The organism is Streptomyces sp. NPDC002520 (assembly GCF_053595235.1).
Window position 1 is genome coordinate 1 of the sequence record NZ_JBSFXG010000017.1, and the last position, 24,314, is coordinate 24,314.

Below are 24,314 nucleotides of genomic sequence, written 5' to 3' on the forward strand. Positions count from 1 at the left end.
ACGAGATCGGCATGGGCGACAACATCTGGCTCGGCGACCGCGACGCCGTCCGCACCCCCATGCAGTGGACCCCCGACCGCAACGCCGGCTTCTCGTCCAGCGATCCCGGACGGCTGTTCCTGCCGACGATCATGGACCCGGTCTACGGCTACCAGGTCACCAACGTCGAGGCGTCCATGTCCTCGCCGTCGTCGCTGCTGCACTGGACGCGCCGCATGATCGAGATCCGCAAGCAGAACCCCGCCTTCGGACTGGGGTCCTACACCGAACTGCCGTCCTCCAACCCGGCGGTCCTCGCCTTCCTGCGGGAGGCCCCCCTTTCCGAGGGCGGCGAGGGCGGCGAGGATGACGTGGTGCTGTGCGTGCACAACTTCTCGCGGTTCGCGCAGCCCACGGAGCTGGACCTGAGGCGGTTCGGCGGACGGCATCCGGTCGAGCTGTTCGGCGGGGTGCGGTTCCCGGCGATCGGCGAGCTGCCGTACCTGCTGACCCTGGCGGGGCACGGCTTCTACTGGTTCCGGCTGCGCCGGGACGCCTCCTAGTGCGGCCGGGTGGGGCGGCCGGCGGTTTCCGCCGCCCCACCCGGGGCACGCATCAGTAACACCCCGACGATCCGGGGAAGGGACGTGACGCCCATGGCGGAAGCGGTCAACCCGTCCGACACCTCCAGCACGACCGCACACCTTCTCGCCTCGCTCGATCCCCTGTTGCGCCAGTGGCTGCCGAGACAGCGCTGGTTCGCCGGCAAGGGCCGCCCGGTCACCGGGTTCACACCCGTGGCCGTCACCGAACTGCTGCCCGCCGAGGGCCGCCTGGGCCTCCTCCACCTGTTGCTGCGCGTCCACCAGCCGTCCGTGCCGGGCGCCGCGCCGCATCCCGGGGACTGCTACCAGCTGCTGATAGGCGTGCGCGAGGCGCTGCCGCCCCGGCTGGCGCCCGCGCTGATCGGCCATGTCACCGAGGGCCCGCTCGCCGGCCGCACGGTGTACGAGGCGCTGCACGACTCCCGGCCCGCCGAGGTGCTCCTGGAGGCCCTGCGCACCCGGGCCCGCGTCGGCGGGCTCCGTTTCGAAGGGGACCCGCGCCAGGAGATCCGGGAGGGACTCGTGGCCCGGCTGATGACCGGCGAACAGTCCAACTCGTCGGTCGTCTATGGAGATACGTTCATCCTGAAGCTGCTGCGCCGGGTCGTGCCCGGCGTCAATCCCGACCTGGAGCTACCGCTCGCGCTGGCCCGCGAGGGCTGCGCGCGGGTGCCCGCGCCGACGGCCTGGCTCCGTGCCGAGCTGGACGGCGAGGCGTACGTGCTGGCCGTGCTCCAGCCGTTCGTGAGCGGCGCGGACGACGGCTGGGAGCTGGCACTGGACAAGCTGGCCAAGGGCGAGGACTTCACGGCAGAGGCGCGGGCGCTCGGCCGGGCCACCGCCGAGGTGCACACCGCCCTCGCCCGCGCCCTGCCCACGGTCACCCTGGGCCACGCCCAGCTGGGGCCGCTCGCGGACGGCATGACCGAGCGGCTCACGGCGGCCGCCCAGGCGGTGCCGGCGCTGCGCCCCCACGAGCCGGGGCTGCGGTCCGCCTTCGAGGCGCTGGGCCGGCTCGCCGACGAGGGCCGTACGTGGACCGCCCAGCGTGTCCACGGCGATCTGCATCTCGGCCAGTGCCTGCGCTCGCCGTCGGGACAGTGGTCGCTGATCGACTTCGAGGGCGAGCCGGCCCGGCCGCCGGCCGAGCGGCGCATGCCCCAACCGCCGGCCCGGGACGTCGCCGGGATGCTCCGCTCCTTCGACTACGCGGCCCGCTCGGCGACCCCGCCCGCACCGGACTGGGCCCGCGCCTGCCGGGCCGCCTACTGTTCCGGGTACGCCGAGGTCAGCGGCCGGGACCCGCGCACCGACCCGGTGCTGCTGCGGGCCTTCGAGACCGACAAGGCGATCTACGAGGTCGTCTACGAGGCCCGGCACCGCCCCGACTGGCTCCCCGTCCCCCTCGCGGCCGTCCGCCGCCTCGCCACGTCCGACCCGACCCGACCCGCCCGGGAGACTCGTCCGTGACGTCAAAGAAGCCCGCCACCTCCAAGAGTTCGGCCACCCCCGAGAACGCGGCCGTGCCGAAGCAGCCGAAGCCGACGCCCTCCAAGAAGGCGGCGCCCGACCGCAAGCCGGGCGCCTCGAAGAAGCCGGTGCCCGTACAGAAGACGGCCGCCTCGAAGAAGGCGACACCCGATCGCAAGCCCGCCGCCTCGAAGAAGGCGACACCCGATCACAAGCCCGCCGCCTCGAAGAAGCCCGTGCCCGCGCAGAAGGCGGCCGAAGCCGAGAAGCCCGTACCCGCGAAGAAGCCGGCCTCCGCGAAGAAGCGGTCCGGCAGGAGCGGGGCCGCGTCCTCCGCGCCCGAGTACCCGCTGCCCGTCGCCGTCTCCCCCGCCGTCGACGCCGTCGACCGGGAGCGGCTGCTGAACGGCACCCACCACGACCCCCATGCCGTGCTGGGCGCGCACCCGGTCCCCGGTGGGGTCGCCTTCCGGGTCCTCAGGCCGTACGCGCAGGCGGTCACCGTGGTCTCCGGGGACCTCACGGCACAGCTGCACGACGACGGGGACGGCTTCTTCTCCGGGCTGCTCCCGCTCACCGAGGTCCCCGCCCACCGGCTGCTCGTGACGTACGACGGCACCGTCCACGAGACCGAGGACGCCTACCGTTTCCTGCCCGCGCTCGGCGAGCTGGACCTGCACCTGATCGGTGAGGGCCGGCACGAGCAGCTGTGGCAGGCGCTGGGGTCGCGCGTCATGACCCATCAGGGCGTGACCGGTACCCGGTTCGCGGTGTGGGCGCCGAACGCCCGGGGTGTGCGGGTCGCGGGGAGCTTCAACTTCTGGGACGCGTCCGGGTTCCCGATGCGCTCGCTCGGCTCCTCCGGGGTGTGGGAGCTGTTCGTGCCCGGCATCGGCGCGGGCGAGCTGTACAAGTTCGAGATCACCCGCGCGGACGGCTCCCGCACCCTGCGCGCCGACCCGCTGGCCCGCCGTACGGAGGTCCCTCCCGCCACGTCCTCCGTCGTGGACGACTCGGAGTACGAGTGGGGCGACGCGCGGTGGATGGCCCGCCGGGGCGATCCGCCCGTTCACGAGGCGCCCTTCTCGGTGTACGAGGTGCATCTGCCGTCCTGGCGCCCCGGTCTGACCTACCGCCAACTGGCGGAGCAACTCCCCGCGTACGTCACCGACATGGGTTTCACGCACGTGGAGCTGATGCCGGTCGCCGAGCATCCCTTCGGCGGCTCCTGGGGTTACCAGGTCACCGGTTTCTACGCCCCCACGGCCCGGCTCGGCACCCCGGACGACTTCCGGTACCTGGTGGACAGGCTGCACCAGGCCGGCATCGGCGTCCTGATGGACTGGGTGCCGGCGCACTTCCCGCGGGACGAGTGGGCGCTGGCCGAGTTCGACGGGCGCCCGCTGTACGAGCACCACGATCCGCTGCGGGCGGCCCACCCGGACTGGGGCACGCTGGAGTTCGACTTCGGGCGCCGCGAGGTGCGCAACTTCCTGGTGGCCAACGCCGTGTACTGGTGCGAGGAGTTCCACATCGACGGGCTGCGGGTGGACGCCGTCGCCTCCATGCTCTACCTCGACTACTCGCGCGAGCCGGGCCAGTGGACGCCGAACGAGCACGGCGGCCGGGAGAACCTGGACGCGGTGGCGTTCCTGCAGGAGATGAACGCCACCGTCTACCGGCGCTGCCCGGGGGTGGTGACGGTCGCCGAGGAGTCTACCGCCTGGGACGGGGTCACCCGGCCCACGCACCACAGGGGCCCGAGCGGCTTCGGCGGGCTGGGTTTCGGGCTGAAGTGGAACATGGGCTGGATGCACGACTCGCTGGAGTACATGCAGCACGATCCCGTGCACCGCAAATACCACCACCACGAGATGACGTTCTCGATGGTGTACGCGTACAGCGAGAACTACGTCCTGCCCATCTCCCACGACGAGGTCGTGCACGGCAAGCGGTCCCTCGTCTCGAAGATGCCCGGCGACTGGTGGCAGCAGCGCGCGGCGCTCCGCGCCTACCTGGGCTTCATGTGGGCGCACCCCGGCAAGCAACTCCTCTTCATGGGGCAGGAGTTCGCCCAAGGCGCGGAATGGTCCGAGGCGCACGGCCCGGACTGGTGGCTGCTCGATCCGTCCTACGGCGCCGAGGCCGACCACCGGGGTGTGCGGGATCTCGTACGGGACCTGAACGCGCTGTACCGCTCGACCCGGGCGCTGTGGCAGCGCGACACCGACCCGGCGGGCTTCCAGTGGATCGCCGGCGACGCGGCGGACGACAACGTGTTCGCGTTCCTCCGCCACGACGCCGACGGGAACCCCCTGCTGGCCGTCTCCCACCTGGCTCCGGTGGTCCGCCACGACTACCGCGTCGGCGTCCCCGACGACGTCCCGGCCTGGCTGGAGGTGCTGAACACCGACACGGCGAAGTACGGCGGCAGCGACGTCGTCCACCCTCACCCGGTCAAGCCGGAGCCACAAGGCGCCCACGGCCGCCCCGCGAGCATCCGGCTGACCCTGCCGCCCCTGGCGACCGTGTGGCTGAGGCCGGCCTAGGGGTTCTCGCCCCTGCCGTCCAAGCCCTTCCCGTCCCCAGGGGCTCCGCCCCTTCGCCCCCTCACCAGGAGGCTGGTTCATCCGGCGGCCGGTGTCACTCCGCCGGTGTGTCGGCCAGCCCGCGCGGCAGCGTTCCCGTGTGCAGGACCCCGAGGCGCTGGGTGGCGCGGGTCAGGGCCACGTACAGGTCGCTGGTGCCGTAGCGGGCCGGTTCGACGACCAGGACAGAGTCGAACTCCAGGCCCTTGGACTGGCGGGGGTCGAGGAGGACGACGGTCCGGGTCAGGTCCGGCTCCGCGTCCGCCGTCACCCCGTCCAGCTCCGCGGCCAGCCCGCGGTGCAGGTGGCGCGGGGCGATGACCGCGAGCCGGCCCTCGGCGGGGGTCAGTTCCCGGACCGCCTCGGCGACCGCGCCGGGCAGGTCGTCGCCCGCGTCCCGCACCCAGGGCCGTACCCCGGTCGAACGCACCGAGCTCGGCGGTTCGAAGTCGGGGTTCTCGGCACGGACGACGGCTGCCGCGAGGTCCATGATCTCCGCCGGCGTGCGGTAGTTGACGCCGAGGCGCGTGTGCTCCCAGCGGTCCTCGACGTACGGCCGGAGGATCTCCGACCACGAGCCGACGCCCGCCGCCTCCGCCGTCTGCGCCGGATCTCCGACGAGTGTCATCGAGCGGGTGGGGCTGCGCCGCATCAGCAGCCGCCAGGCCATCGGCGACAGCTCCTGCGCCTCGTCCACGATGATGTGGCCGAAGGCCCAGGTGCGGTCGGCCGCGGCCCGCTCGGCGGCGCTGCGGTGGTCCGCCTCCTCCTGCCGCTCGGCGAACCGCTCGGCGTCGATGATGTCGTGGGCGGAGAGCACCTCGGAGGCGTCCGGGTCACCGTCCTCCTTGTCCTCGAACTCGTAGGTCCGGGAGGCGTACGAGACGTCGAGCACGCCCTGCGCGTAGGCGACCTGGGTCTCCCGCTCCTGCTCCGCCCGCGCGCGTGCCGCCCGCTCGTCCACGCCGAGCAGTTCGGCCGCCTCGTCCAGCAGCGGCACGTCCGCCACGGTCCACTGCCGCGTCACCGGGCGGCGGATGGCGGCCACGTCGTCGTCGGATACGTAGCCGACGGGGTCGGCGAGGAAGTCCGCGACCAGGCGCTCGGGCGTCAGACGGGGCCACAACTGGTCGATGGCGGCCCAGACCTCGGGGTTCTCGGCGAGCTCGTCGCGGATCTGGGTGACGTCGGCGGGGTCCAGCAGGCTGCCGCCGTCGTACGGGTCGGTGCCCACGCGCTCGGCGTACAGCTCGGTGAGCGTGTTGAGGATGTGGCCCTCGAAGTGCTCCCGGGCCGCGTTGTGCGGCAGCCGGGCGGCGCGGGCGCGCTCGCGGGCCACCTTCACCAGTCCGTCGTCGAGCATCAGGATCTCGCGGTCGTGCTCGATCGCGATCACCGGATCGGGCAGCGACTGCCAGTCGCCCACGACCTCGGCGAGCACGTCCGCCATGTCGGCGCGGCCCTTCACCGCGGCCGCCTCCCGGCTGTCGGTCGCCGTCGCCTTCACGCCGGGGAACAGCTCGCCGACCGTGGCCAGCAGCACACCGGTCTCGCCGAGCGAGGGCAGCACCTCGCCGATGTAGCCGAGGAAGGCCGGGTTGGGTCCGACGATGAGCACGGCCCGGCGGGCCAGCAGCTCCCGGTGTTCGTAGAGGAGGTAGGCGGCCCGGTGCAGGGCCACCGCCGTCTTGCCGGTGCCGGGGCCGCCCTCCACGACGAGCACGCCGCGGTGCGGGGCCCGGATGATCTCGTCCTGCTCGGCCTGGATGGTCTGCACGATGTCGCTCATGCGGCCGGTGCGGGCCGAGTTCAGCGCGGCGAGCAGGACGGCGTCGCCGCTCGGGTCCTCGTACCCGGTGCGGGTCGCGTCGCCGAGGTCGAGGATCTCGTCGTGCAGGGAGGTGACGGTCCGGTCATGGGTGGTGATGTGCCGGCGGCGGCGCAGGCCCATCGGGGTGTGGCCGGTGGCCAGGTAGAAGGGGCGGGCGACGTCGGCCCGCCAGTCGACGAGGAGCGGGGTGCGTTCGGCGTCGTCCTCGCGCAGCCCGATCCGGCCGATGTGGTGGACGGCAGCCGATGGGGGTCCCCCCGCTCGAGCGGAGCCGAGAGTGGGGGAAAGGTCGATCCGGCCGAAGCAGAGCGAGCCGTCGACGGCGTTCAGCGCGGCGAGCAGCCCCGAGCGCTCGGCGACCAGGATGTCCCGCTCCAGTCGGGCCTGCATGGGCTTGTCGCCCTGGGCGAGCGCGTCCGCGACCGAGGTCTCGGCCTCGCCACGCAGCACGTCGACGCGCGCGTACAGTCCGTCGATGAATTCCTGCTCGTGGCGCAATTCATCGTCTGGAAATTCGGTGTTTGACAATTCCGCTCCCGCCCGGATATACTCTGCTCAGTGAACTTCTCCGCGACCGCATCGAATTGAAGTCGCGAACCACCGAATATACGCAGCGAAATCCCCCGAGCGCAATTGCTCAGGGGATTTTTTCGTGGGCGGATCCGCTTTACAGCACGTCGGCCAGCTCCTCCAGCAGCCGGCGCTTGGGCCGCGCGCCCACCATCGACCGCACCGGCTCACCGTCCCGGAAGACCATCAGGGTCGGAGTGGACAGCACACCGTAGGAGACCGTCGTCCCCGGATTGCGGTCCACGTCCAGCTGGACGACCTTCAATCGGTCGCCCTCCTCGAAGGCGATGTCCTTCAGTACCGGCGCCAGCTGCCGGCACGGCCCGCACCAGTCCGCCGTGAACTGCACCAGGACCGGGAGGTCCGAGCCGATCACCTCCGCCTCGAAGTCCGCGTCCGTCACCTCGGCCAGTCCGCTCACCAAGCTCACCGTGTCAGCCCTCCCAGCTCGCACAGGGGTTCCGGGCCCCCCGGAACCAGCGCCTCGGCGGCCAGCTCGTCCCGGGCCGTCCCCCACTCTCGGCTTCGCTCGAGCGGGGGGACCCCCATGGCCCGCACCAGCCGCCCCGCGACGGTCTCCCGCACCTGCCGGAGCTGCTCGACGAGCGCGTCCAGCTCGTCCAGCTTGCGCCGGTAGACGTCGAGCGAGGCCGGACAGGAGTCGCCCTCCGGGTGCCCGGCGCGCAGGCACTCCACGAACGGCCGCGTCTCCTCCAGGTCGAACCCGAAGTCCCGCAGCGTCCGGATCTGTTCGAGCAGCCGGACGTCGCCCTCGTCGTACGTGCGGTGTCCCTTGTCGTCGCGCCGGGCGGGCAGCAGTCCCCGCGCCTCGTAGTAGCGCAGGGTGCGGGTGGTGGTCCCGGCCCGTGCGGCCAGCTCGCCGATTCGCATGGGTACGACGGTAGGCGTTGACGTCGGCGTCAGGGCAAGCGGCGTTTTCCATCCGCCCCGCGGCGGGCGGGAAGCGCGGTCAGACGGGCACGCCCGCCGACTCCTCCACCTCCATCAGGGAGGCGCTGTGCCGCTCCTCGTCGAAGGCCCGGCGACCGCCGCGCAGGCCGAAGAGGCGTTTGGTGAGGGCGATGTAGAGAACGGCGAGGACATTGAGGACAAGAGTGGTGATCTTCAGCCAGCTGATGTGCTCGGTGAGTTCGTAGATCTCGAGCGGGAGAAAAGCGGCGGTGGCGACGACGGTCAAATACTCCGCCCATCGCTTGGCGTACCAGAGGCCGACCGCCTCGACGAGTTCGATCAGCGCGTAGGCCAGCAGCAGGCCCGCCACGATGAGCAGCGTGGAGTGCCGGTAACCGAAGGCCTTCTGGAGGGAGCCGACGACCGGTGAGTGGTCGAGGTCGTAGTGGAAGTGCCTGAAGACCGGGCGGAATACGTCGAGGTATTCGTCGAAGAGGCGGCGCACCGCGTCCTGGCTGTTGCTGAACTTCCACACCGCGACCGCGACCAGCACGATGAACACGCCGCGCACGGCCCGCTCGATCGCCAGGAAGCGCAGGATGAACAGGTCCCGCAGCACCTTGCCGCGCGGCACCAGCGGCGCGTCGGCGGCCGGTCCCGAGCCGTACGGCTCGCCGAGCACGAAGTCGCCGCAGCGCAGGCAGCGCCACACGTCGCCGAGCGCGGTCTGGGCGTGCAGCCGTACCCGCAGTCTCGGATCGTCGGGCGCGTAGGTCACGTGCCCTTTGCGCGCGCAGTGCCGCCGGTCCCAGTCGATCGTCATCCCCCGTGCCTCCGCTTACCCGTACTGACTCGTCACACGTACTGACGCCACACACGAGCGTGCCGTTCCGGTCGACCCGGAACGGCACGCCGGCCGATGGGAGCGAGGCCGAACTACGCGGCCGCGAGCTCCTTGGGCGCCCCGGTCGCCCCTTCCTCGTCCAGCAGCGTCGTCTCGTCGAACGGCACCTCGCCGGCCAGTACCCGCTTGACCCGATCCCGGTCGATCTCCTTCGTCCACGTACCGATCAGCACCGTGGCGACGGAGTTGCCCGCGAAGTTCGTCAGCGCACGCGCCTCGCTCATGAACCGGTCGATGCCGACGATCAGCCCGACCCCGTCGACGAGCGCGGGCTTGTGCGACTGGAGACCGCCCGCGAGCGTCGCCAGACCGGCACCGCTGACCCCCGCGGCCCCCTTGGACGCCAGCAGCAGGAAGAGCAGCAGCGGGATCTGCTCGCCCACGGACATCGGCGTACCGAGCGCGTCGGCGATGTACAGCGACGCCATGGTCATGTAGATCATCGTGCCGTCGAGGTTGAAGGAGTAGCCCGTCGGCACGGTGATGCCGACGACGGCCCGGCTGACGCCCAGGTGCTCCATCTTCGCGATGAGCCGCGGCAGCGCCGACTCGGACGAAGACGTCGACAGGATCAGCAGGAACTCGCGGCCGAGGTACTTGAACAGCGAGAAGATGTTCAGCCCGGTCACGATCCGCAGCAGCGCGCCCAGCACGACGAAGACGAACAGCACGCAGGTGACGTAGAAGCCGAGCATCAGCACGGCGAGGCTCTTCAGCGCGTCCAGACCGGCGGAGCCCACGACCGCCGCGATGGCGCCGAACGCGCCGATCGGCGCGGCCCACATGACCATGGACAGGATGCGGAAGACCAGCCGCTGGATGTGCTCGATGCCGCGCAGCACCGGCTGCCCGGCCGACCCCATCGCCTGGAGCGCGAACCCGGCGAGCAGCGCGATCAGCAGGGTCTGCAGAACCTGGCCCTCGGTGAAGGCGGACACGAAGGTCGTCGGGATGATCGACAGGACGAAGTCGACCGGCGGCAGCGCGTCGGGGGACACCTGCTCGTGCCCGGTCGCCTTCAGGGCGTTCGTGAGGTGCAGCCCGTCGCCCGGGTGCAGCACGTTGCCGACGACCAGGCCGATGCCGAGGGCGACCAGCGACATCACGAGGAAGTAGCCGAGCGCGATACCGCCCACCGCGCCGACCTTCGCGGCCTTGCGGACGGATCCGATGCCGAGCACGATCGTGCAGAAGATGATCGGCGAGATCATCATCTTGATCAGGTTCACGAAGCCGGTGCCCAGCGGCTTCAGCTCGACCCCGGCGTCGGGCCAGATCAGGCCCACCGCGATACCGAGCGCGACCGCCACGATCACGGCTATGTACAGATAGTGGGTACGGTCCCGCTTCACGGCGGGTGCGGCTGGGGCCGTATCGGGGGAAGTGGCGGCCACGGCTGCCCTCCTTGACGTCTTCGTCGGCATCACCCGCCGGAGTGCGGCTCACGCCCGGGGGTTGTGGGGGATGCCGTGACTATCTCCCGGACTGTGAGGGCGGTCACCCTTCCGTTCATTTAGTTCATGCTTAACCCGGGGGGCACACTGCTGACATGCGCTTCCCGTATCCGCCCCGACCCCGCAGCCTGGCGGGCCAGCTGTTCGCCATGCAGGCCGTGCTGATAGCGATGGTGGTGGCCGGGTACGCGCTGTTCACCTACGTCAGCGACCAGCGGCAGGCCGAGGACGCGGCGGTCCGCCAGGTCGTCGCGGTGGCCCGGTCCATCGCGGACGCCCCCTCGGTACGCTCGGCGCTGCACACCTCCGACCCCTCGGCCGAGCTGGAGCCGTACGCGCTCCAGGTCATGCGGGACGCGGACGTCGACTTCGTGACGATCATGACTCCGCAGGGCATCCGCTGGACCCACCCCGACCGCGAGCAGATCGGCAAGCGCTTCCTCGGCCGTATCGGCCCCGCCCAGCACGGCCACACCTTCACCGAGACGTACACCGGCACCCTCGGCCCGTCCGTGCGCGCGGTGACCCCGGTGGAGGAGAACGGCCGGATCGTCGCCCTGGTCAGCGCCGGCATCAAGGTGGAGGCGATCAGCGCACGGGTCCAGGACCAGGTCACGGCCCTGCTCGGGGTGGCCGGCGGGACGCTGCTGCTGGGCGCGGTCGGCACCTACGTGATCAACGCGCGGCTGCGCCGGCACACCCACGGCATGAACGCGTCCGAGCTGAGCCGGATGCACGACTACCACCAGGCGGCGCTGCACGCGGTGCGCGAGGGGCTGCTGATGCTGGACGGGCAGTACCGGGTGGCGCTGATCAACGACGGCGGGCGGGAGCTGCTGGGCGTGGGCCCCGACGAGGACGTGGTCGGGCGCTCGGTCGCCGACCTGGGCCTGCCGGCACCGCTGACGGGTGCGCTGCTGTCGTCCCTGCCGCGCGTGGACGAGGTGCATCTGACCGCGTCGCGCGTGCTGGTGGTCAACACCTCGCCGGTGTCGGGCGGCGAGCGCCGGGGCACGGTGGCCACCCTGCGCGATGTGACCGAACTCCAGTCGCTGATGGGCGAGTTGGACTCCGAGCGGGGTTTCACGCAGGCCCTGCGCTCCCAGGCGCACGAGGCGGCCAACCGGCTGCACACGGTGGTCTCGCTGATCGAGCTGGGCCGGGCCGCGGAGGCGGTGGAGTTCGCGACGGCGGAACTTGAGCTGGCGCAGGCGCTCACCGACCAGGTGGTGGCGGCGGTGGGCGAGCCGGTGCTGGCCGCGCTGCTGCTGGGCAAGACGGCACAGGCCAACGAGCGGGGCGTCGAGCTGGTGATGTCGCCGGACAGCCGGCTGGACGACGGCGTGCTCCCGCCGGGCCTCGCGGCCCGGGACCTGGTGACGATCCTCGGCAACCTGATCGACAACGCGGTCGACGCCGCGCTGGGAAGCGCGCGGGCCCGGGTGACCGTGACGGCGTACGCCTCGGACACCGAGCTGGTGCTGCGGGTGGCGGACACCGGACCCGGTGTCGACCCCGCCCACGCGGACCTGGTGTTCCAGCGGGGGTTCTCGACGAAGCCGGCCGGACCGGGCGGACGGGGTCTGGGGCTCGCCCTGGTCCGCCAGGCGGTCACCCTGCTCGGCGGTACGTTGGCGGTGGCGGAGTCGGAGGAGGGTGGCGCGGTGTTCGAGGTGCGGTTGCCGTTGCGCACGACGGCCGGGCACTCCCCGGCCCGGGGAGGGGACGCATGACGGACCCCCGGCCGATCCGGGTCCTCGTGGTGGAGGACGACCCGGTGGCCGCCGACGCGCACGTGATGTACGTCGGGCGGGTGCCCGGGTTCGTCGCGGTCGGCAAGGCGCACACCGGCGCGGAGGCGCGGCGGATCCTGGACCGTACGGCGGTGGACCTCCTGCTGCTGGACCTGCATCTGCCGGACGTGCACGGCCTCCAGTTCGCGCGGTCGCTGCGGGCGGCCGGGCATCACGCCGACGTGATAGCGGTGACCTCGGCGCGCGACCTCGCCGTCGTCCGCGAGGGGGTCTCCCTGGGCGTCGTCCAGTACGTGCTCAAGCCCTTCACCTTCGCGACCCTGCGGGACCGGCTGGTGCGGTACGCCGAGTTCCACGCGGCGGCGGGAGAGGCCAGCGGCCAGGACGAGGTGGACCGGGCCCTCGCCGTCCTGCGGGCACCCTCGCCCGCGGCTCTCCCGAAGGGGCTGAGCGGGCCGACGCTGGAGCGGGTGACGGTGGCGCTGAGGAAGGCGCCGGCGGGGCTCACCGCGGCCGGGGTCGCGGAGGCGGTCGGGATCTCTCGGATCACCGCCCGCCGGTATCTGGAGCACCTGGTGGACGCGGGCAGGGCCGGGCGGAGTCCGCTGTACGGGCAGGTGGGAAGGCCGGAGTTGGTGTACCGGTGGGTGCGGGGGGCGCCGTCGGGCCGCTGACGGGGAGTGCCGTCCGGCCCCCGACACGACGGCGGGGCGCCTTCAGAAGCGCCGCCCACCGCCACGACCGCCCCGCGTCGATCGGAGAAACCCTTCCGCCGCCCCAGCGTGCAGCCCCGGGGGCGGTTCGGGCAGAGCCTGTGCGTTCACTGTGGGCTGCCGCGCGAGCGCGATGTGTACTGGCTGGCGAGCGCGACGCCCCGGCCACGGTCCCCGGACCGGTCACGACCCCCGTTCCCCACGCCTGCCACAGCTTTCCGTCCCGGCCGCCACCTCCCGTCCGGGCCACCGTTTTCCCCCTCCCGGTCCGTTCGTCGTCCGCGCGTCCGCTCCCGCCCGGTTTGCCGCGAACAGTCTGGAGATCCGCAGTGACCACGATCGACCGCGTCGTCATCGACCCCTTCGGCGCCGACATCCCCGCCGAGACGGCCCGGCTGCGCGCCCTCGGTCCGATCGTCCCCGTGGAACTGCCCGGTGGCATCCCCGCCTGGGCGCCCACCGGTTACGACACCCTTCGCCGGCTGATCCTCGACCCGAACGTCAGCCGGGACGCCCGGCTGCACTGGAACCTCTGGTCGCGCTTCGACGAGCACCCCGCCTGGGGCTGGGTGCGCACATGGTCCGCCATCGACCACATGCTCGCGACCTACGGCACCTACCGGGCCCGGCTGCGCGGCCTGATCGCCCCCAGCTTCACCAACCGCCGCACCGAGGCGCTGCGCCCCCGGGTCGGGGCGATCGTCACCGAACTCCTGGACGAACTGGCGGCCCAGGACGCCGAGACCGTCGATCTGATCGAGGAGCTCGCCTATCCGCTGCCGATGCGGGTGATATGCGAGCTGGTCGGTGTCCCCGAGTTCCTGATGGAGCCGACCCGTCGGCTGATGTACGCGATCATCGCCCCGGTCGCCACCGCGGAGCACGCGGCGTTCATCGCGGAGAATCGTCTGGCCCTGGGGAAGGCGCTGGTCGAACACCGCACCGAGCACCCCGGCGACGATCTGACCACCGAACTGCTCCGGGCCCGGGACGAGGAGGGCGGCCGGCTCAGCGAGGAGGAGCTGATGAACGCCCTGACGCTGGTCATCGGCGCCGGCTTCGAGACGACGGTGAACCTGATCGGCAACGCGGTCGTGGCCCTGCTGCGTGACCCGGAGCAGCTCGCCAAGGTCCGCGCGGGCGAGATCACCTGGGACGCGGTGATCGAGGAGACGCTGCGGACCCACCCGCCGCTGGCCCAGATGCCCCTGCGGTTCGCGGTGACGGAGCTGGAGGTCGCGGGTGTCACGATTCCGGCCGGGGACGCCATCATCACCACGTTCGGCGCGGCGGGCTGGGACCCGGAGCGGTACGGCGAGGACGCCGCCGTGTTCGACGCGGCTCGCGCCACGGACGACCACCTGGCGTTCGGCGTCGGCGTCCACCGCTGCATCGGCGCCCCGCTCGCGCGGATGGAGGCCCGTACGGTCCTGCCCGCGCTCTTCGAGCGTTTCCCCGGCCTGAGCCTCGGCCTCTCCTCCGAGGAACTCCGTCAGGTGCCGTCCTTCATCGCGACCGGCTGGCGGGAGATCCCCGTACGGCTGCGGTGACCGCCGTATCCCGGTCCGGCGGGCGGTCGGCGCATGGGTGATCCATCCGACGCCGGTGATGACACCGGGTGCCACGGCCGCCGGCGGGGTCGAGACGTACGAATCTACGATGTGTGATCTCGTTCGAACGGACCGTGGTCAGCGCGGTCCCGTGCCCCTAGCTTGTGCGAGGTGCGCCAACCCCCAGCTCTCCCGTTCAACGCCCCGGCCGCCCGCAGACTGCGCGCCGCACTCGGCATGGGCCCCGAACATGTCGCCTACGGCATGCGGGCCTCGTACGGTCTGCCCTATGTCACGCCCGATCTGGTGACCGCCTGGGAGCGGGGCGCGGTCGCTCCCTCGAGCCCCGAACTCACGGCTCTCGCAGGGGTGTTGTGGTGCTCCCCCGCCGAACTGATCGGCCGGCCCCGCACGCTGCGGGAGCACCGCGTCTCCCGCGAGCTCGCCAGCGAGGACGTGGCTCGTGCGGCCGGCCTGGAGCACCGCGTGTATCTGCGCATGGAGGAGAGTGACGACTGGCGCGGCAACGAACGCCAGTCCGCCGCCCTCGCCGGGGTGCTGGATCTGTCACTGCCGGACTTCGTCAGTGTGACCAAACAGGACGGGAAGCTGGCCGAGCTGCTGCGCAGCGCGGTGACCACGCGCTGGCAGGCCTATGTGCGGCCGGTCGCCAAGCTGGTGCCCCTGGACCGGCGACTGCTGGAGGACGCCCTGCAGCGGCTGCACACGGACTACCAGGGGCAGATGGTGGCCAGCCTCAACTGGGGCGGAAACAGGGCGGCCACCGCCTCGGGCGACTCGGGCCGCGAGTTCCTCGACGGGATCGTCGAGCGCTTCTGGGCGCTCGCCGCCCCTTGGAAGACCGACTCCGCTTAGAAGACCGACTCCGCCTCGTCCATCCGGTCCTGCGGGACCGTCTTCAGCTCGGTGACCGCGTCGGCGAGCGGCACCATGTCGATGTCGGTGCCGCGCAGCGCGGTCATCCGGCCGAAGTCGCCGCGGTGGGCGGCCTCGACGGCGTGCCAGCCGAAGCGGGTGGCGAGGACACGGTCGTACGCGGTGGGGACGCCGCCGCGCTGGACGTGGCCGAGGATGACCGGCTTGGCCTCCTTGCCGAGGCGCCGCTCCAGTTCGTAGGCGAGCGCGGTGCCGATGCCCTGGAAGCGCTCGTGGCCGTACTGGTCGATCTCGCCCTTGCCGTAGTCCATGGTGCCCTCGACGGGGTGGGCGCCCTCGGCGACACAGACGACGGCGAACTTCTTGCCGCGGGAGAACCGCTCCTCGACCATCTTGACCAGGTCGGCGGGGTCGAAGGGGCGCTCGGGCAGGCAGATGCCGTGGGCGCCGGCGGCCATGCCGGACTCCAGGGCGATCCAGCCGGCGTGCCGGCCCATGACCTCGACGACCATCACGCGCTGGTGGGACTCGGCGGTGGTCTTGAGCCGGTCCATGGCCTCGGTGGCGACGCCGACGGCGGTGTCGAAGCCGAAGGTGCGGTCGGTGCCGGAGATGTCGTTGTCGATCGTCTTCGGGACGCCGACGACGGGCAGGCCCGCGTCGGACAGCATGCGGGCCGCGGTGAGCGTGCCCTCGCCGCCGATCGGGATCAGCGCGTCGATGCCGAACTCCTCGACCATGTCGGTGGCCCGCTCGCAGGCCTCGCGCAGCCGGTCGCGCTCCAGCCGGGAGGAGCCGAGGATGGTGCCGCCGAGGGCCAGGATGCCGCTGACCGCGTCCAGGTCCAGGCCGCGGTAGTGGCGGTCGAGCAGGCCCCGGTAACCGTCCTCGAAGCCGATGACCTCGTCGCCGTACTGCGCCACCGCGCGGTGCACGACCGACCGGATCACGGCGTTCAGGCCGGGACAGTCGCCGCCTGCGGTGAGAACTCCGATGCGCATCGTGCTGTGTCTCCTGCTCGCTGTCGGTACCGGTGAGCCGTCTCGATTCTTTCACGCTCCCCGGAACCCGGACGACCGTACGGGGAGGGAGGGGATCCACGCCGACTTGACGGGCGCCGTAGCTGCCCTCAGGGGTACCGTCAAGAGGGTTCTGCTCACCTCGGTGGGCGATTTTTGTGACAGGGACCGACCCGCGATAAGGACGAGAAGGATCGGAGAGCACGCGTGACGCGCAGCGTGTACGTGACCGGGATCGACCGCGGCGACGGCCGCCAGGTCGTCGAGCTGGGAGTCATGGAGCTGCTGACCCGGCAGATCGACCGGGTGGGGGTGTTCCGGCCGCTCGTGCACGACCGGCCCGACCGGATGTTCGAGCTGCTGCGCTCCCGGTACCGCCTCGCCCAGGACCCCGCCACGGTGTACGGCATGGACTACCACGAGGCGTCCGCGCTCCAGGCCGAGCAGGGCACGGACGAACTGGTCTCCACGCTGGTCGACCGCTTCCACCTGGTGGCCCGCGACTACGACGTCGTCCTGGTCCTCGGCACCGACTTCGCCGACACCCAGTTGCCGGACGAACTCGCCCTGAACGCGCGGCTGGCCAACGAGTTCGGCGCGTCCGTGATCCCGGTGGTGGGCGGCCGCAGGCAGACGGCGGAGTCCGTGCTGGCCGAGACCCGCAACGCGTACCGCGCCTACGACGGCCTGGGCTGCGACGTGCTGGCCATGGTCGCCAACCGGGTGGCCCGCGAGGACCGCGACGAGATAGCCGAGCGGCTGGCCGGCCGCCTCCCGGTCCCCACCTCCGTGCTGCCCGACGATCCCGCGCTGTCCGCGCCGACGGTCGCGCAGATCGGCCAGGTCCTCGACGCCCGGGTGCTGCTCGGCGACGAGTCCGGGCTCGCCCGCGACGCGCTGGGCTTCGTCTTCGGCGGCGCGATGCTGCCGAACCTCCTGCGCGCCCTGACCCCGGGCGCTCTGGTCGTCACCCCCGGGGACCGCGCCGACCTGGTCGTCGGCTCGCTGGCCGCGCACAGCGCCGGCACCCCGCCGATCGCCGGTGTGCTGCTGACCCTGAACGAGGTGCCGAGCGAGGAGATCCTCACCCTCGCCGCCCGCCTCGCGCCCGGCACCCCGGTGCTCTCGGTGGCCGGCAACAGCTTCCCCACCGCTGAGCACCTCTTCTCCCTGGAGGGGAAGATGACGGCGGCCACGCCGCGCAAGGCGGAGACCGCGCTCGGCCTGTTCGAGCGGTACACCGACACCACGGAACTCGCCCGCCGGGTCTCGGCGCCGAGCGGCGACCGGGTCACCCCGATGATGTTCGAGCACAAGCTGCTGGAGCAGGCCCGCGCGGACCGGCGCCGGGTGGTGCTCCCGGAGGGCACCGAGGAGCGGGTGCTGCACGCGGCCGAGGTGCTGCTGCGCCGGGACGTGTGCGACCTGACCCTGCTCGGCCCCGTCGACCGCATCCGCAAGAAGGCCGCCGACCTCGGCATCGACCTCGGCGACAGCCAGTTGATCGACCCGGCCACCTCCGAGCTGCGCGACTCCTTCGCCGAGAAGTACGCCAAACTGCGGGCGCACCGGGGCGTCACGGTGGAGCTGGCCTACGACGTCGTCTCCGACGTGAACTACTTCGGCACCCTGATGGTCGAGGAGGGCCTGGCCGACGGCATGGTGTCCGGTTCGGCGCACTCCACGGCCGCGACCATCCGGCCGGCCTTCGAGATCATCAAGACCACTCCGGATTCCTCGATCGTGTCGTCCGTCTTCTTCATGTGCCTGGCCGACAAGGTGCTCGTCTACGGCGACTGCGCGGTCAATCCGCACCCGAACGCCGAGCAGCTGGCGGACATCGCCGTCCAGTCGGCGGGCACGGCCGCGCGGTTCGGCGTGGATCCGCGGATCGCGATGCTGTCGTACTCCACCGGCACGTCGGGCTCCGGAGCCGACGTCGACAAGGTGCGCGAGGCGACCGAACTGGCGCGCTCGCGCCGCCCCGACCTGAAGATCGAGGGGCCGATCCAGTACGACGCGGCCGTGGAGCCCTCCGTCGCCGCGACCAAGCTTCCCGGCTCCGAGGTCGCGGGGCAGGCCAGTGTGCTGATCTTCCCCGACCTCAACACCGGCAACAACACCTACAAGGCCGTGCAGCGCTCGGCCGGCGCGATCGCCGTCGGCCCGGTACTGCAGGGTCTGCGCAAGCCGGTCAACGACCTGTCCCGGGGCGCGCTCGTCCAGGACATCGTCAACACCGTCGCCATCACGGCGATCCAGGCCCAGCACCCGAACGAGAAGGCGTACCGGCAGTGAGCTCCCCCACCCGTGTCCTCGTCCTCAACTCCGGCTCGTCGTCGGTGAAGTACCAGCTGCTGGACATGCGGGACGGCAGCCGGCTGGCGGTGGGTCTGGTCGAGCGCATAGGCGAGCAGACCTCGCGGCTGAAGCACACCTGCCTGGTCAGCGGCGAGACCCGCGAGCACCGGGCCCCGATCGCCGACCACCAGGCGGCCCTGAAGGCGGTCGGCGAGGAACTGGGCCGGGACGGTCTCGGCCTGGACTCGCCGGAGCTGGCCGCGATCGGGCACCGGGTGGTGCACGGCGGCATGTTCTTCACCGAGCCCACCGTGATCGACGACGCCGTGCTCGCCGAGATCGAGCGGCTGATCCCCGTCGCTCCCCTGCACAACCCGGCCAACCTGACCGGCATCCGCACCGCGCGGGCGCTGCGCCCGGATCTGCCGCAGGTCGCGGTGTTCGACACGGCGTTCCACACGACGATGCCGGAGTCGGCGGCGCGCTACGCGATCGACCCGAAGATCGCCGACCGGTACCGCATCCGCCGCTACGGCTTCCACGGCACCTCGCACGCGTACGTCTCCCGGGAGACGGCGCGGCTGCTGGGCAAGGACCCGTCCGAGGTGAACGTGATCGTGCTGCACCTCGGCAACGGCGCCTCCGCCGCGGCGGTGGAGAAGGGCCGGTGCGTGGACACCTCCATGGGGATGACGCCACTGGAGGGGCTCGTGATGGGGACGCGCTCCGGCGATCTGGATCCCGCGGTCATCTTCCATTTGGAGCGCGTTGGCAAAATGTCCATGGACGAGATCGACACTCTTCTCAACAAGAGGAGCGGCCTGCTCGGCTTGTGCGGGGACAATGACATGCGCGAGATCCGCCGCCGCATCGACGAGGATGACGAAGAGGCCCGGCTCGCCTTCGACATTTACATTCACCGGATCAAGAAGTACATCGGCGCTTATTACGCGGTACTCGGCCGGGTGGACGCCGTCGCCTTCACGGCGGGCGTCGGGGAGAACGCGGCGCCGGTGCGCGAGGCCGCGATCGCGGGCCTGGCAGGCCTGGGCCTGGAGGTCGACGCCGAGCGGAACGCCGCAGGCGGCGACGGTCCGCGGCTGATCTCGCCCGATTCCGCGCGGGTGGCGGTCGCGGTGGTACCCACCGACGAGGAACTGGAGATCGCCACAGAGACGTATGAGCTGGTCGAAAAGAGCAGCTGAGCAATACAGCGCAGTAACACGCCTGAGCGCATGTCCGCCCATTTGTATCTTCCGCCAGACGGAATATTCCGCAGCGAAACAAACCGATAGGATCGCCCCATGCGCCGTTCGAAAATCGTCTGTACTCTCGGCCCCGCGGTCGACACCCACGAGATGCTCGTCGCCATGATCGAGGCGGGCATGAACGTGGCCCGGTTCAACTTCAGCCACGGCACCCACGCCGACCACCAGGCGCGGTACGACCGCGTCCGGGCCGCGTCCAAGGAGACCGGCCGGGCCATCGGCGTCCTCGCCGACCTGCAGGGCCCGAAGATCCGCCTGGAGACCTTCGCCGAGGGTCCGGTCGAACTGGAGCGCGGTGACGAGTTCGTCATCACGACCGAGGACGTCCCGGGCGACAAGCACATGTGCGGTACGACCTACAAGGGGCTGCCGGGCGACGTCTCGCGCGGCGACCAGATCCTGATCAACGACGGCAACGTCGAGCTGAAGGTGCTGGACGTCGAGGGCCCCCGGGTGCGGACGATCGTCATCGAGGGCGGTGTCGTCTCCGACCACAAGGGCATCAACCTTCCCGGCGCGGCCGTCAACGTGCCCGCGCTGTCCGACAAGGACGTCGAGGACCTGCGCTTCGCTCTCCGCATGGGCTGCGACATGGTCGCGCTGTCCTTCGTCCGCGACGCCAAGGACATCCACGACGTCCACAAGGTCATGGACGAGGAGGGCCGCCGCGTCCCGGTCATCGCCAAGGTGGAGAAGCCTCAGGCGGTGGAGAACATGGAAGACGTCGTGATGGCGTTCGACAGCGTGATGGTCGCCCGCGGTGACCTCGCCGTCGAGTACCCGCTCGAGCGGGTCCCCATGGTGCAGAAGCGCCTGATCGAGCTGTGCCGGCGCAACGCCAAGCCGGTGATCGTGGCGACCCAGATGATGGAGTCGATGATCACCAACTCGCGCCCGACCCGCGCCGAGGCCTCCGACGTGGCCAACGCGATCCTGGACGGCGCCGACGCGGTCATGCTGTCCGCCGAGTCGAGCGTGGGCGCCTACCCGGTCGAGACCGTCAAGACGATGTCGAAGATCGTCCAGGCGGCCGAGCAGGAGCTGCTCTCCAAGGGCCTCCAGCCGCTCGTGCCCGGCAAGAAGCCGCGCACGCAGGGCGGTTCGGTGGCCCGCGCGGCCTGCGAGATCGCCGACTTCCTCGGCGCCAAGGGCCTGATCGCCTTCACCAAGTCCGGTGACACCGCCCGCCGGCTGTCCCGCTACCGCGCGGCCCAGCCGATCCTCGCCTTCACCACCGACGAGGGCACCCGCAACCAGCTGACCCTCAGCTGGGGCGTGGAGTCGCACGTGGTGCCGTTCGTGAACACCACCGACGAGATGGTGGAGATGGTCGACCAGGAGCTGGCCAAGCTCAACCGCTTCAACGCGGGCGACACGGTGATCATCACCGCCGGCTCGCCCCCCGGCGTCCCCGGCACCACCAACATGGTGCGCGTCCACCACGTCGGCGGCGGCGAGGTCCGCTGACACTCCCGCAGCGCGAAACGCCGTGGCCCGGCCCTCCGTGAGGAGGGCCGGGCCACGGCGTTTGCGGCTCCCGGACGGGCTTGCGGGACCGATCAGTTGTCGGTGGTGTACACGTGCATCCCGGGCACGTGCAGATTGCCACCGAACTGGGCGGCCTGGACCACCTTCACGTTGGTGAAGTAGATCAGCGGGAGGTTCAGCGGGGGCGGGCTGTCCGGGCTGAACGTCAACGGGACCAGACCGAACAGGTTGCCCGAGATGCTCTCGGTGTACATCACGGTGTCGCCGCCGCGGATGGTCGACGTCGAACCGGATGCCGCCTGCACGTGGTAGGTCTTGCCCGACAGCTTGTCGTTCACCGTCTGGTGCAGGTCACCGATGTCGGTACCGCCGGAGATGACGTACTTGAGCACCTTCTTGGTGGTGCCGTTGGCCCTCTTCACCTCGACGATGCCCTGGTAGTCGGCGCCCTTGAGCAGCAGCGAGCTGGCGTTCAGGTACCAGGGGTCGTCCGCCACCGGCACCTGGTTGTCGACGCCGCCGACGTCGCCGGTGGCCTTCTCGCAGTTGTCCGGGACGGCACCGGCGGCGGCGCCGGACGTGGCCGACGAGGCCGCGCCCCCGACCGCGTCGGTGGCGCCCTTCGCCGTCTTGGAGACCGCGTCGGTGGTGTCCTTGACGGTGTCCGTGACCTTGCCGGCGGTCTTGCCGACGGTGTCCGTGACCTTGCCGACGGTGTCCGTGACCTTGCCGACGGTGTCCGTGAGGGTGCCGCCGGTCTTGCCCGGGGACGCCGAGGAGTCCGTCGAGGGCGACTTGGCGGACGTACCGGACGGGGACGCGGACGGCGTCGGACTCGCGGACGTGCCGGAGTCGTCGCCGCCGCCCCCGAGGAGGCCACCGAGCGTGTCACCGACGGCCCCGAGCAGACCGCCGCTGCTCTTGGACGCCGACGGGGAGGGCGTGCTGGTGCCACCGGAGCCCGGGGTCGCCGTCGGCTCGGGCGTGGCCGTGTCGCCGGAACCCGGGTCCGAGGGCGAGGTCGTGCCCGAACCCTTGGTGTCCTTGGCGTCCTTGGTGTCCTTCGCGTCGGCGGACGCCGACGGGCTCGGCGTGGCCTTGTCGGCGGACTCGCTCGCGGACGGCGAGGGCGAGGCGGAGGCGTCCTCGGCCCCGTCCAGCGCCGTGACGCAGTCCTTGTAGTCGGAAGCCTTCTGGCTGTTGGCCGTCGCCGTGCCACCGCCGTTGTCGGCGAGGGCGAGCGAGGACGTGAAGCCCAGACCCACCAGCACCGCCGTGGGCATGGCCACGGAGGCTATCGCCTTGCCCGCCGGCATGTGGAACCTGGTGAACAGCGGCTTCTTGGGTGCCGCGTGGCGGGCCCTGGTTCTCTCACGGGACCCGTCCACATCGGTCCCGTGGGTCACCTCGTCAGCCGGCACTGTGCCTCCCGTTCGCCCCGTTGGCCGGGCTCGTTCCTGACAGGTCGTTCGCCCCCAGTGCCCCAAAGGCCTGGGAGGGGCCCCCATCGTTCATCCCGGCCGCGGCCTGGTGGGGCAGCGGTGCGGTCGCCGGGGCGTCACCCTCGCCCGGGGCGGCCTTGGCCGGCGGCTCCGACTGCGGCGTCCCGCCCGGGGCCCACGAGATGGCCATCGCGCCGCCGACGAGGGCGAGCAGGAAGCCCACGATGAAGCCACCGAAGTTGGACACGGGGAGGGACACCAGCGCCAGCAGGATCGACGCGACACCCGCGAAGGTCCGGATGTGCTTCTGGAACCAGAGGCTGATGCCCAGGACGATGAGGAGCACGCCGATGATCAGGGATCCCGCCCCCGCCGTGGTCGCCATCGCCAGGGTCAGGTGGCCCACCTGCAGGTGGAAGTACGGGAAGTAGATGATCGGAAGGCCGCTGAGCAGGACGTACAGACCGGCCCAGAACGGACGGTCACCCCGCCAGGCGCGGAACTGCTGCCTCCGGTGGGTGAACTGGCCGGGTGCGGCGGCAGGGGTCTCGGCGCTCATGGAAAACAGCTCCCTGGTGCGGCGTTGCTGTGGTGGTGATGTGTGCCGCGCGTGAAGACGCGGCCGGAGTAGGGACAGGCGGGGGCGCCAGAGGCTCCCCCGCCCGTCAGCGAGTGCTTAGTAGCACTCCTTGCCTTCCGTGGACAGCGACATGTGCAGCCCGCTGAGCTCGAAAGTACCGGCGGTGGTCGCCCAAGCCGTCTGCTTCACGTTGAGCAGCGTGGCCGAGTCGGCCTGCTGCGCGAAGCCGTACGGGTTGGCCTGCTCGCCGCCACCCTTCATGCCCGGACCCTTGCCGGCGTCCTTGGCGGCAACACCGATGTCGATGTTGTTGAAGGTCGCGTCGGCGTTGAGGTCCGCGACGTCGATGTAGATCCGGTCGGCCTGGACGTGCTTCGCGCCGGCGCCGCCGGCCCGCAGGATGAGGCTGACCTTGCCGAAGATCGGCACGTCCGGGGTGACGACGGACTGGCACAGGTTGGTGATCTCGGCGTGGTTGAACGCCGAGACGGCCACCGGGTGGGCGGTCTTCTTGCCGTCCAGGGTGTAACCGTTGTCGATGGCCCCGTACTGTTCGAAGCCCTTGCCTTCGAGCCGGTCCGCGCTCACCTTGAACGACTGACCGGAAACGCTGAACGAAGCAGCGAGAGCGCCCTGCGCGAGGGCGACACCTATCGCAGCCGTAGCGGCGACGCTGGGCACCATGACCACAGCGAAGCGCTTCCATCTGGTCCCGCCACGCACCTGGGACTCCATATTTCCTCCTTCTCGGACGTACATCTCCTGGTCCCGGCTCGAGCCGGTCGGCGGCTCAGCCGGACAGGGATGGGAGAAGTGCTACGTCCTCGGGAAGGAGAGCGCCTGCACTCGGTGGCGCGAACAGCGCCCGAATCACCGGCGATCACCCCCGAGCGACAACCACTGGTCGCGCCTGACACGCATCACGCACAACCTTCCGGACAGGCTTCACCGGTGAGGCGAAGACCCCCCTGCCCTAGAGCCGGCGCCAC

The 24,314-nt window shown here is 71.2% G+C and carries 19 protein-coding genes; 10 read left to right on the forward strand and 9 right to left on the reverse strand.

Annotation, left to right across the window (positions count from 1 at the left end; translation table 11 throughout):
• The 3 genes from ACWD5D_RS23395 to glgB all read left to right on the forward strand — a co-directional run.
• Window positions 1-542: alpha-glucosidase C-terminal domain-containing protein (locus ACWD5D_RS23395; RefSeq protein ID WP_451374678.1), on the forward strand; the 542-nt coding region annotated here is incomplete at its 5' end.
• Between the two features lie 93 nt (window positions 543-635).
• Window positions 636-2,054 carry a maltokinase N-terminal cap-like domain-containing protein gene (locus ACWD5D_RS23400; protein WP_451374679.1) on the forward strand — a complete coding sequence of 473 codons (1,419 nt, stop codon included), beginning with the start codon at window positions 636-638 and terminating at the stop codon, window positions 2,052-2,054.
• The gene (gene glgB, locus ACWD5D_RS23405; RefSeq protein ID WP_451374680.1) at window positions 2,051-4,603 is read left to right on the forward strand and encodes a 1,4-alpha-glucan branching enzyme; all 2,553 of its coding nucleotides are present in this window, start codon (window positions 2,051-2,053) and stop codon (window positions 4,601-4,603) included. Before ACWD5D_RS23400 ends, glgB begins: the two co-directional genes overlap by 4 nt.
• Before the next feature lie 94 nt (window positions 4,604-4,697).
• On the opposite strand, the gene ACWD5D_RS23410 is transcribed toward glgB, so the two are convergent.
• The 5 genes from ACWD5D_RS23410 to ACWD5D_RS23430 form a co-directional block, all read right to left on the reverse strand.
• Window positions 4,698-6,971, reverse strand: coding sequence for a HelD family protein (locus ACWD5D_RS23410; RefSeq protein WP_451374681.1), 2,274 nt, complete (start codon window positions 6,969-6,971; stop codon window positions 4,698-4,700).
• 169 nt (window positions 6,972-7,140) lie between these two features.
• On the reverse strand, window positions 7,141-7,455 hold the full coding sequence (gene trxA, locus ACWD5D_RS23415) for a thioredoxin (RefSeq protein WP_451374818.1): 315 nt from the start codon (window positions 7,453-7,455) through the stop codon (window positions 7,141-7,143).
• Between the two features lie 14 nt (window positions 7,456-7,469).
• Complete coding sequence (locus tag ACWD5D_RS23420; protein WP_451374682.1) at window positions 7,470-7,934, reverse strand: MerR family transcriptional regulator; 465 nt, start codon at window positions 7,932-7,934, stop codon at window positions 7,470-7,472.
• A 79-nt stretch (window positions 7,935-8,013) separates the two neighbouring features.
• Window positions 8,014-8,778 (reverse strand): DUF2127 domain-containing protein, encoded by a 765-nt coding sequence (locus tag ACWD5D_RS23425; protein WP_451374683.1) that lies wholly within the window; start codon window positions 8,776-8,778, stop codon window positions 8,014-8,016.
• A gap of 113 nt (window positions 8,779-8,891) precedes the next feature.
• On the reverse strand, window positions 8,892-10,283 hold the full coding sequence (locus tag ACWD5D_RS23430) for a cation:dicarboxylate symporter family transporter (protein WP_451374684.1): 1,392 nt from the start codon (window positions 10,281-10,283) through the stop codon (window positions 8,892-8,894).
• Window positions 10,284-10,408: 125 nt separating this feature from the next.
• On the opposite strand from ACWD5D_RS23430, the gene ACWD5D_RS23435 reads away from it, so the two are divergent.
• From ACWD5D_RS23435 to ACWD5D_RS23450, 4 genes are all read left to right on the forward strand, one after another.
• Window positions 10,409-12,046, forward strand: coding sequence for a sensor histidine kinase (locus tag ACWD5D_RS23435; RefSeq protein ID WP_451374685.1), 1,638 nt, complete (start codon window positions 10,409-10,411; stop codon window positions 12,044-12,046).
• The gene (locus ACWD5D_RS23440; protein WP_451374686.1) at window positions 12,043-12,741 is read left to right on the forward strand and encodes a response regulator; all 699 of its coding nucleotides are present in this window, start codon (window positions 12,043-12,045) and stop codon (window positions 12,739-12,741) included. The genes ACWD5D_RS23435 and ACWD5D_RS23440 overlap by 4 nt, the downstream gene beginning before the upstream one ends.
• A 368-nt stretch (window positions 12,742-13,109) precedes the next feature.
• Entirely contained in the window at window positions 13,110-14,330 is a 1,221-nt protein-coding gene (locus ACWD5D_RS23445) for a cytochrome P450 family protein (RefSeq protein WP_451374687.1), read from the forward strand.
• 171 nt (window positions 14,331-14,501) lie between these two features.
• A complete protein-coding gene (locus ACWD5D_RS23450) occupies window positions 14,502-15,206 on the forward strand; it encodes an XRE family transcriptional regulator (protein WP_451374688.1) in 705 nt (234 codons plus the stop codon).
• Here the strand turns inward: ACWD5D_RS23450 and ACWD5D_RS23455 are convergent.
• On the reverse strand, window positions 15,203-16,228 hold the full coding sequence (locus tag ACWD5D_RS23455) for an ATP-dependent 6-phosphofructokinase (protein WP_451374689.1): 1,026 nt from the start codon (window positions 16,226-16,228) through the stop codon (window positions 15,203-15,205). The two genes, ACWD5D_RS23450 and ACWD5D_RS23455, sit on opposite strands and share 4 nt — an antisense overlap.
• Window positions 16,229-16,453: 225 nt before the next feature.
• Between ACWD5D_RS23455 and pta the strand changes: the two genes are divergently transcribed.
• The 3 genes from pta (at window position 16,454) to pyk (ending at window position 21,282) form a co-directional block, all read left to right on the forward strand.
• Complete coding sequence (pta, locus tag ACWD5D_RS23460; RefSeq protein WP_451374690.1) at window positions 16,454-18,544, forward strand: phosphate acetyltransferase; 2,091 nt, start codon at window positions 16,454-16,456, stop codon at window positions 18,542-18,544.
• Window positions 18,541-19,752, forward strand: coding sequence for an acetate kinase (locus ACWD5D_RS23465; RefSeq protein ID WP_451374691.1), 1,212 nt, complete (start codon window positions 18,541-18,543; stop codon window positions 19,750-19,752). The genes pta and ACWD5D_RS23465 overlap by 4 nt, the downstream gene beginning before the upstream one ends.
• Window positions 19,753-19,851: 99 nt before the next feature.
• Window positions 19,852-21,282 (forward strand): pyruvate kinase, encoded by a 1,431-nt coding sequence (pyk, locus tag ACWD5D_RS23470; protein ID WP_451374692.1) that lies wholly within the window; start codon window positions 19,852-19,854, stop codon window positions 21,280-21,282.
• A gap of 92 nt (window positions 21,283-21,374) precedes the next feature.
• On the opposite strand, the gene ACWD5D_RS23475 is transcribed toward pyk, so the two are convergent.
• The 3 genes from ACWD5D_RS23475 to ACWD5D_RS23485 all read right to left on the reverse strand — a co-directional run bounded on the left by ACWD5D_RS23475 (window position 21,375) and on the right by ACWD5D_RS23485 (window position 24,060).
• Window positions 21,375-22,724 carry a hypothetical protein gene (locus tag ACWD5D_RS23475; protein WP_451374693.1) on the reverse strand — a complete coding sequence of 450 codons (1,350 nt, stop codon included), beginning with the start codon at window positions 22,722-22,724 and terminating at the stop codon, window positions 21,375-21,377.
• Complete coding sequence (locus ACWD5D_RS23480; protein WP_451374694.1) at window positions 22,714-23,304, reverse strand: DUF6114 domain-containing protein; 591 nt, start codon at window positions 23,302-23,304, stop codon at window positions 22,714-22,716. Before ACWD5D_RS23480 ends, ACWD5D_RS23475 begins: the two co-directional genes overlap by 11 nt.
• A gap of 117 nt (window positions 23,305-23,421) precedes the next feature.
• On the reverse strand, window positions 23,422-24,060 hold the full coding sequence (locus tag ACWD5D_RS23485) for a DUF6230 family protein (RefSeq protein WP_451374695.1): 639 nt from the start codon (window positions 24,058-24,060) through the stop codon (window positions 23,422-23,424).
• Window positions 24,061-24,314 lie beyond the last annotated feature (254 nt).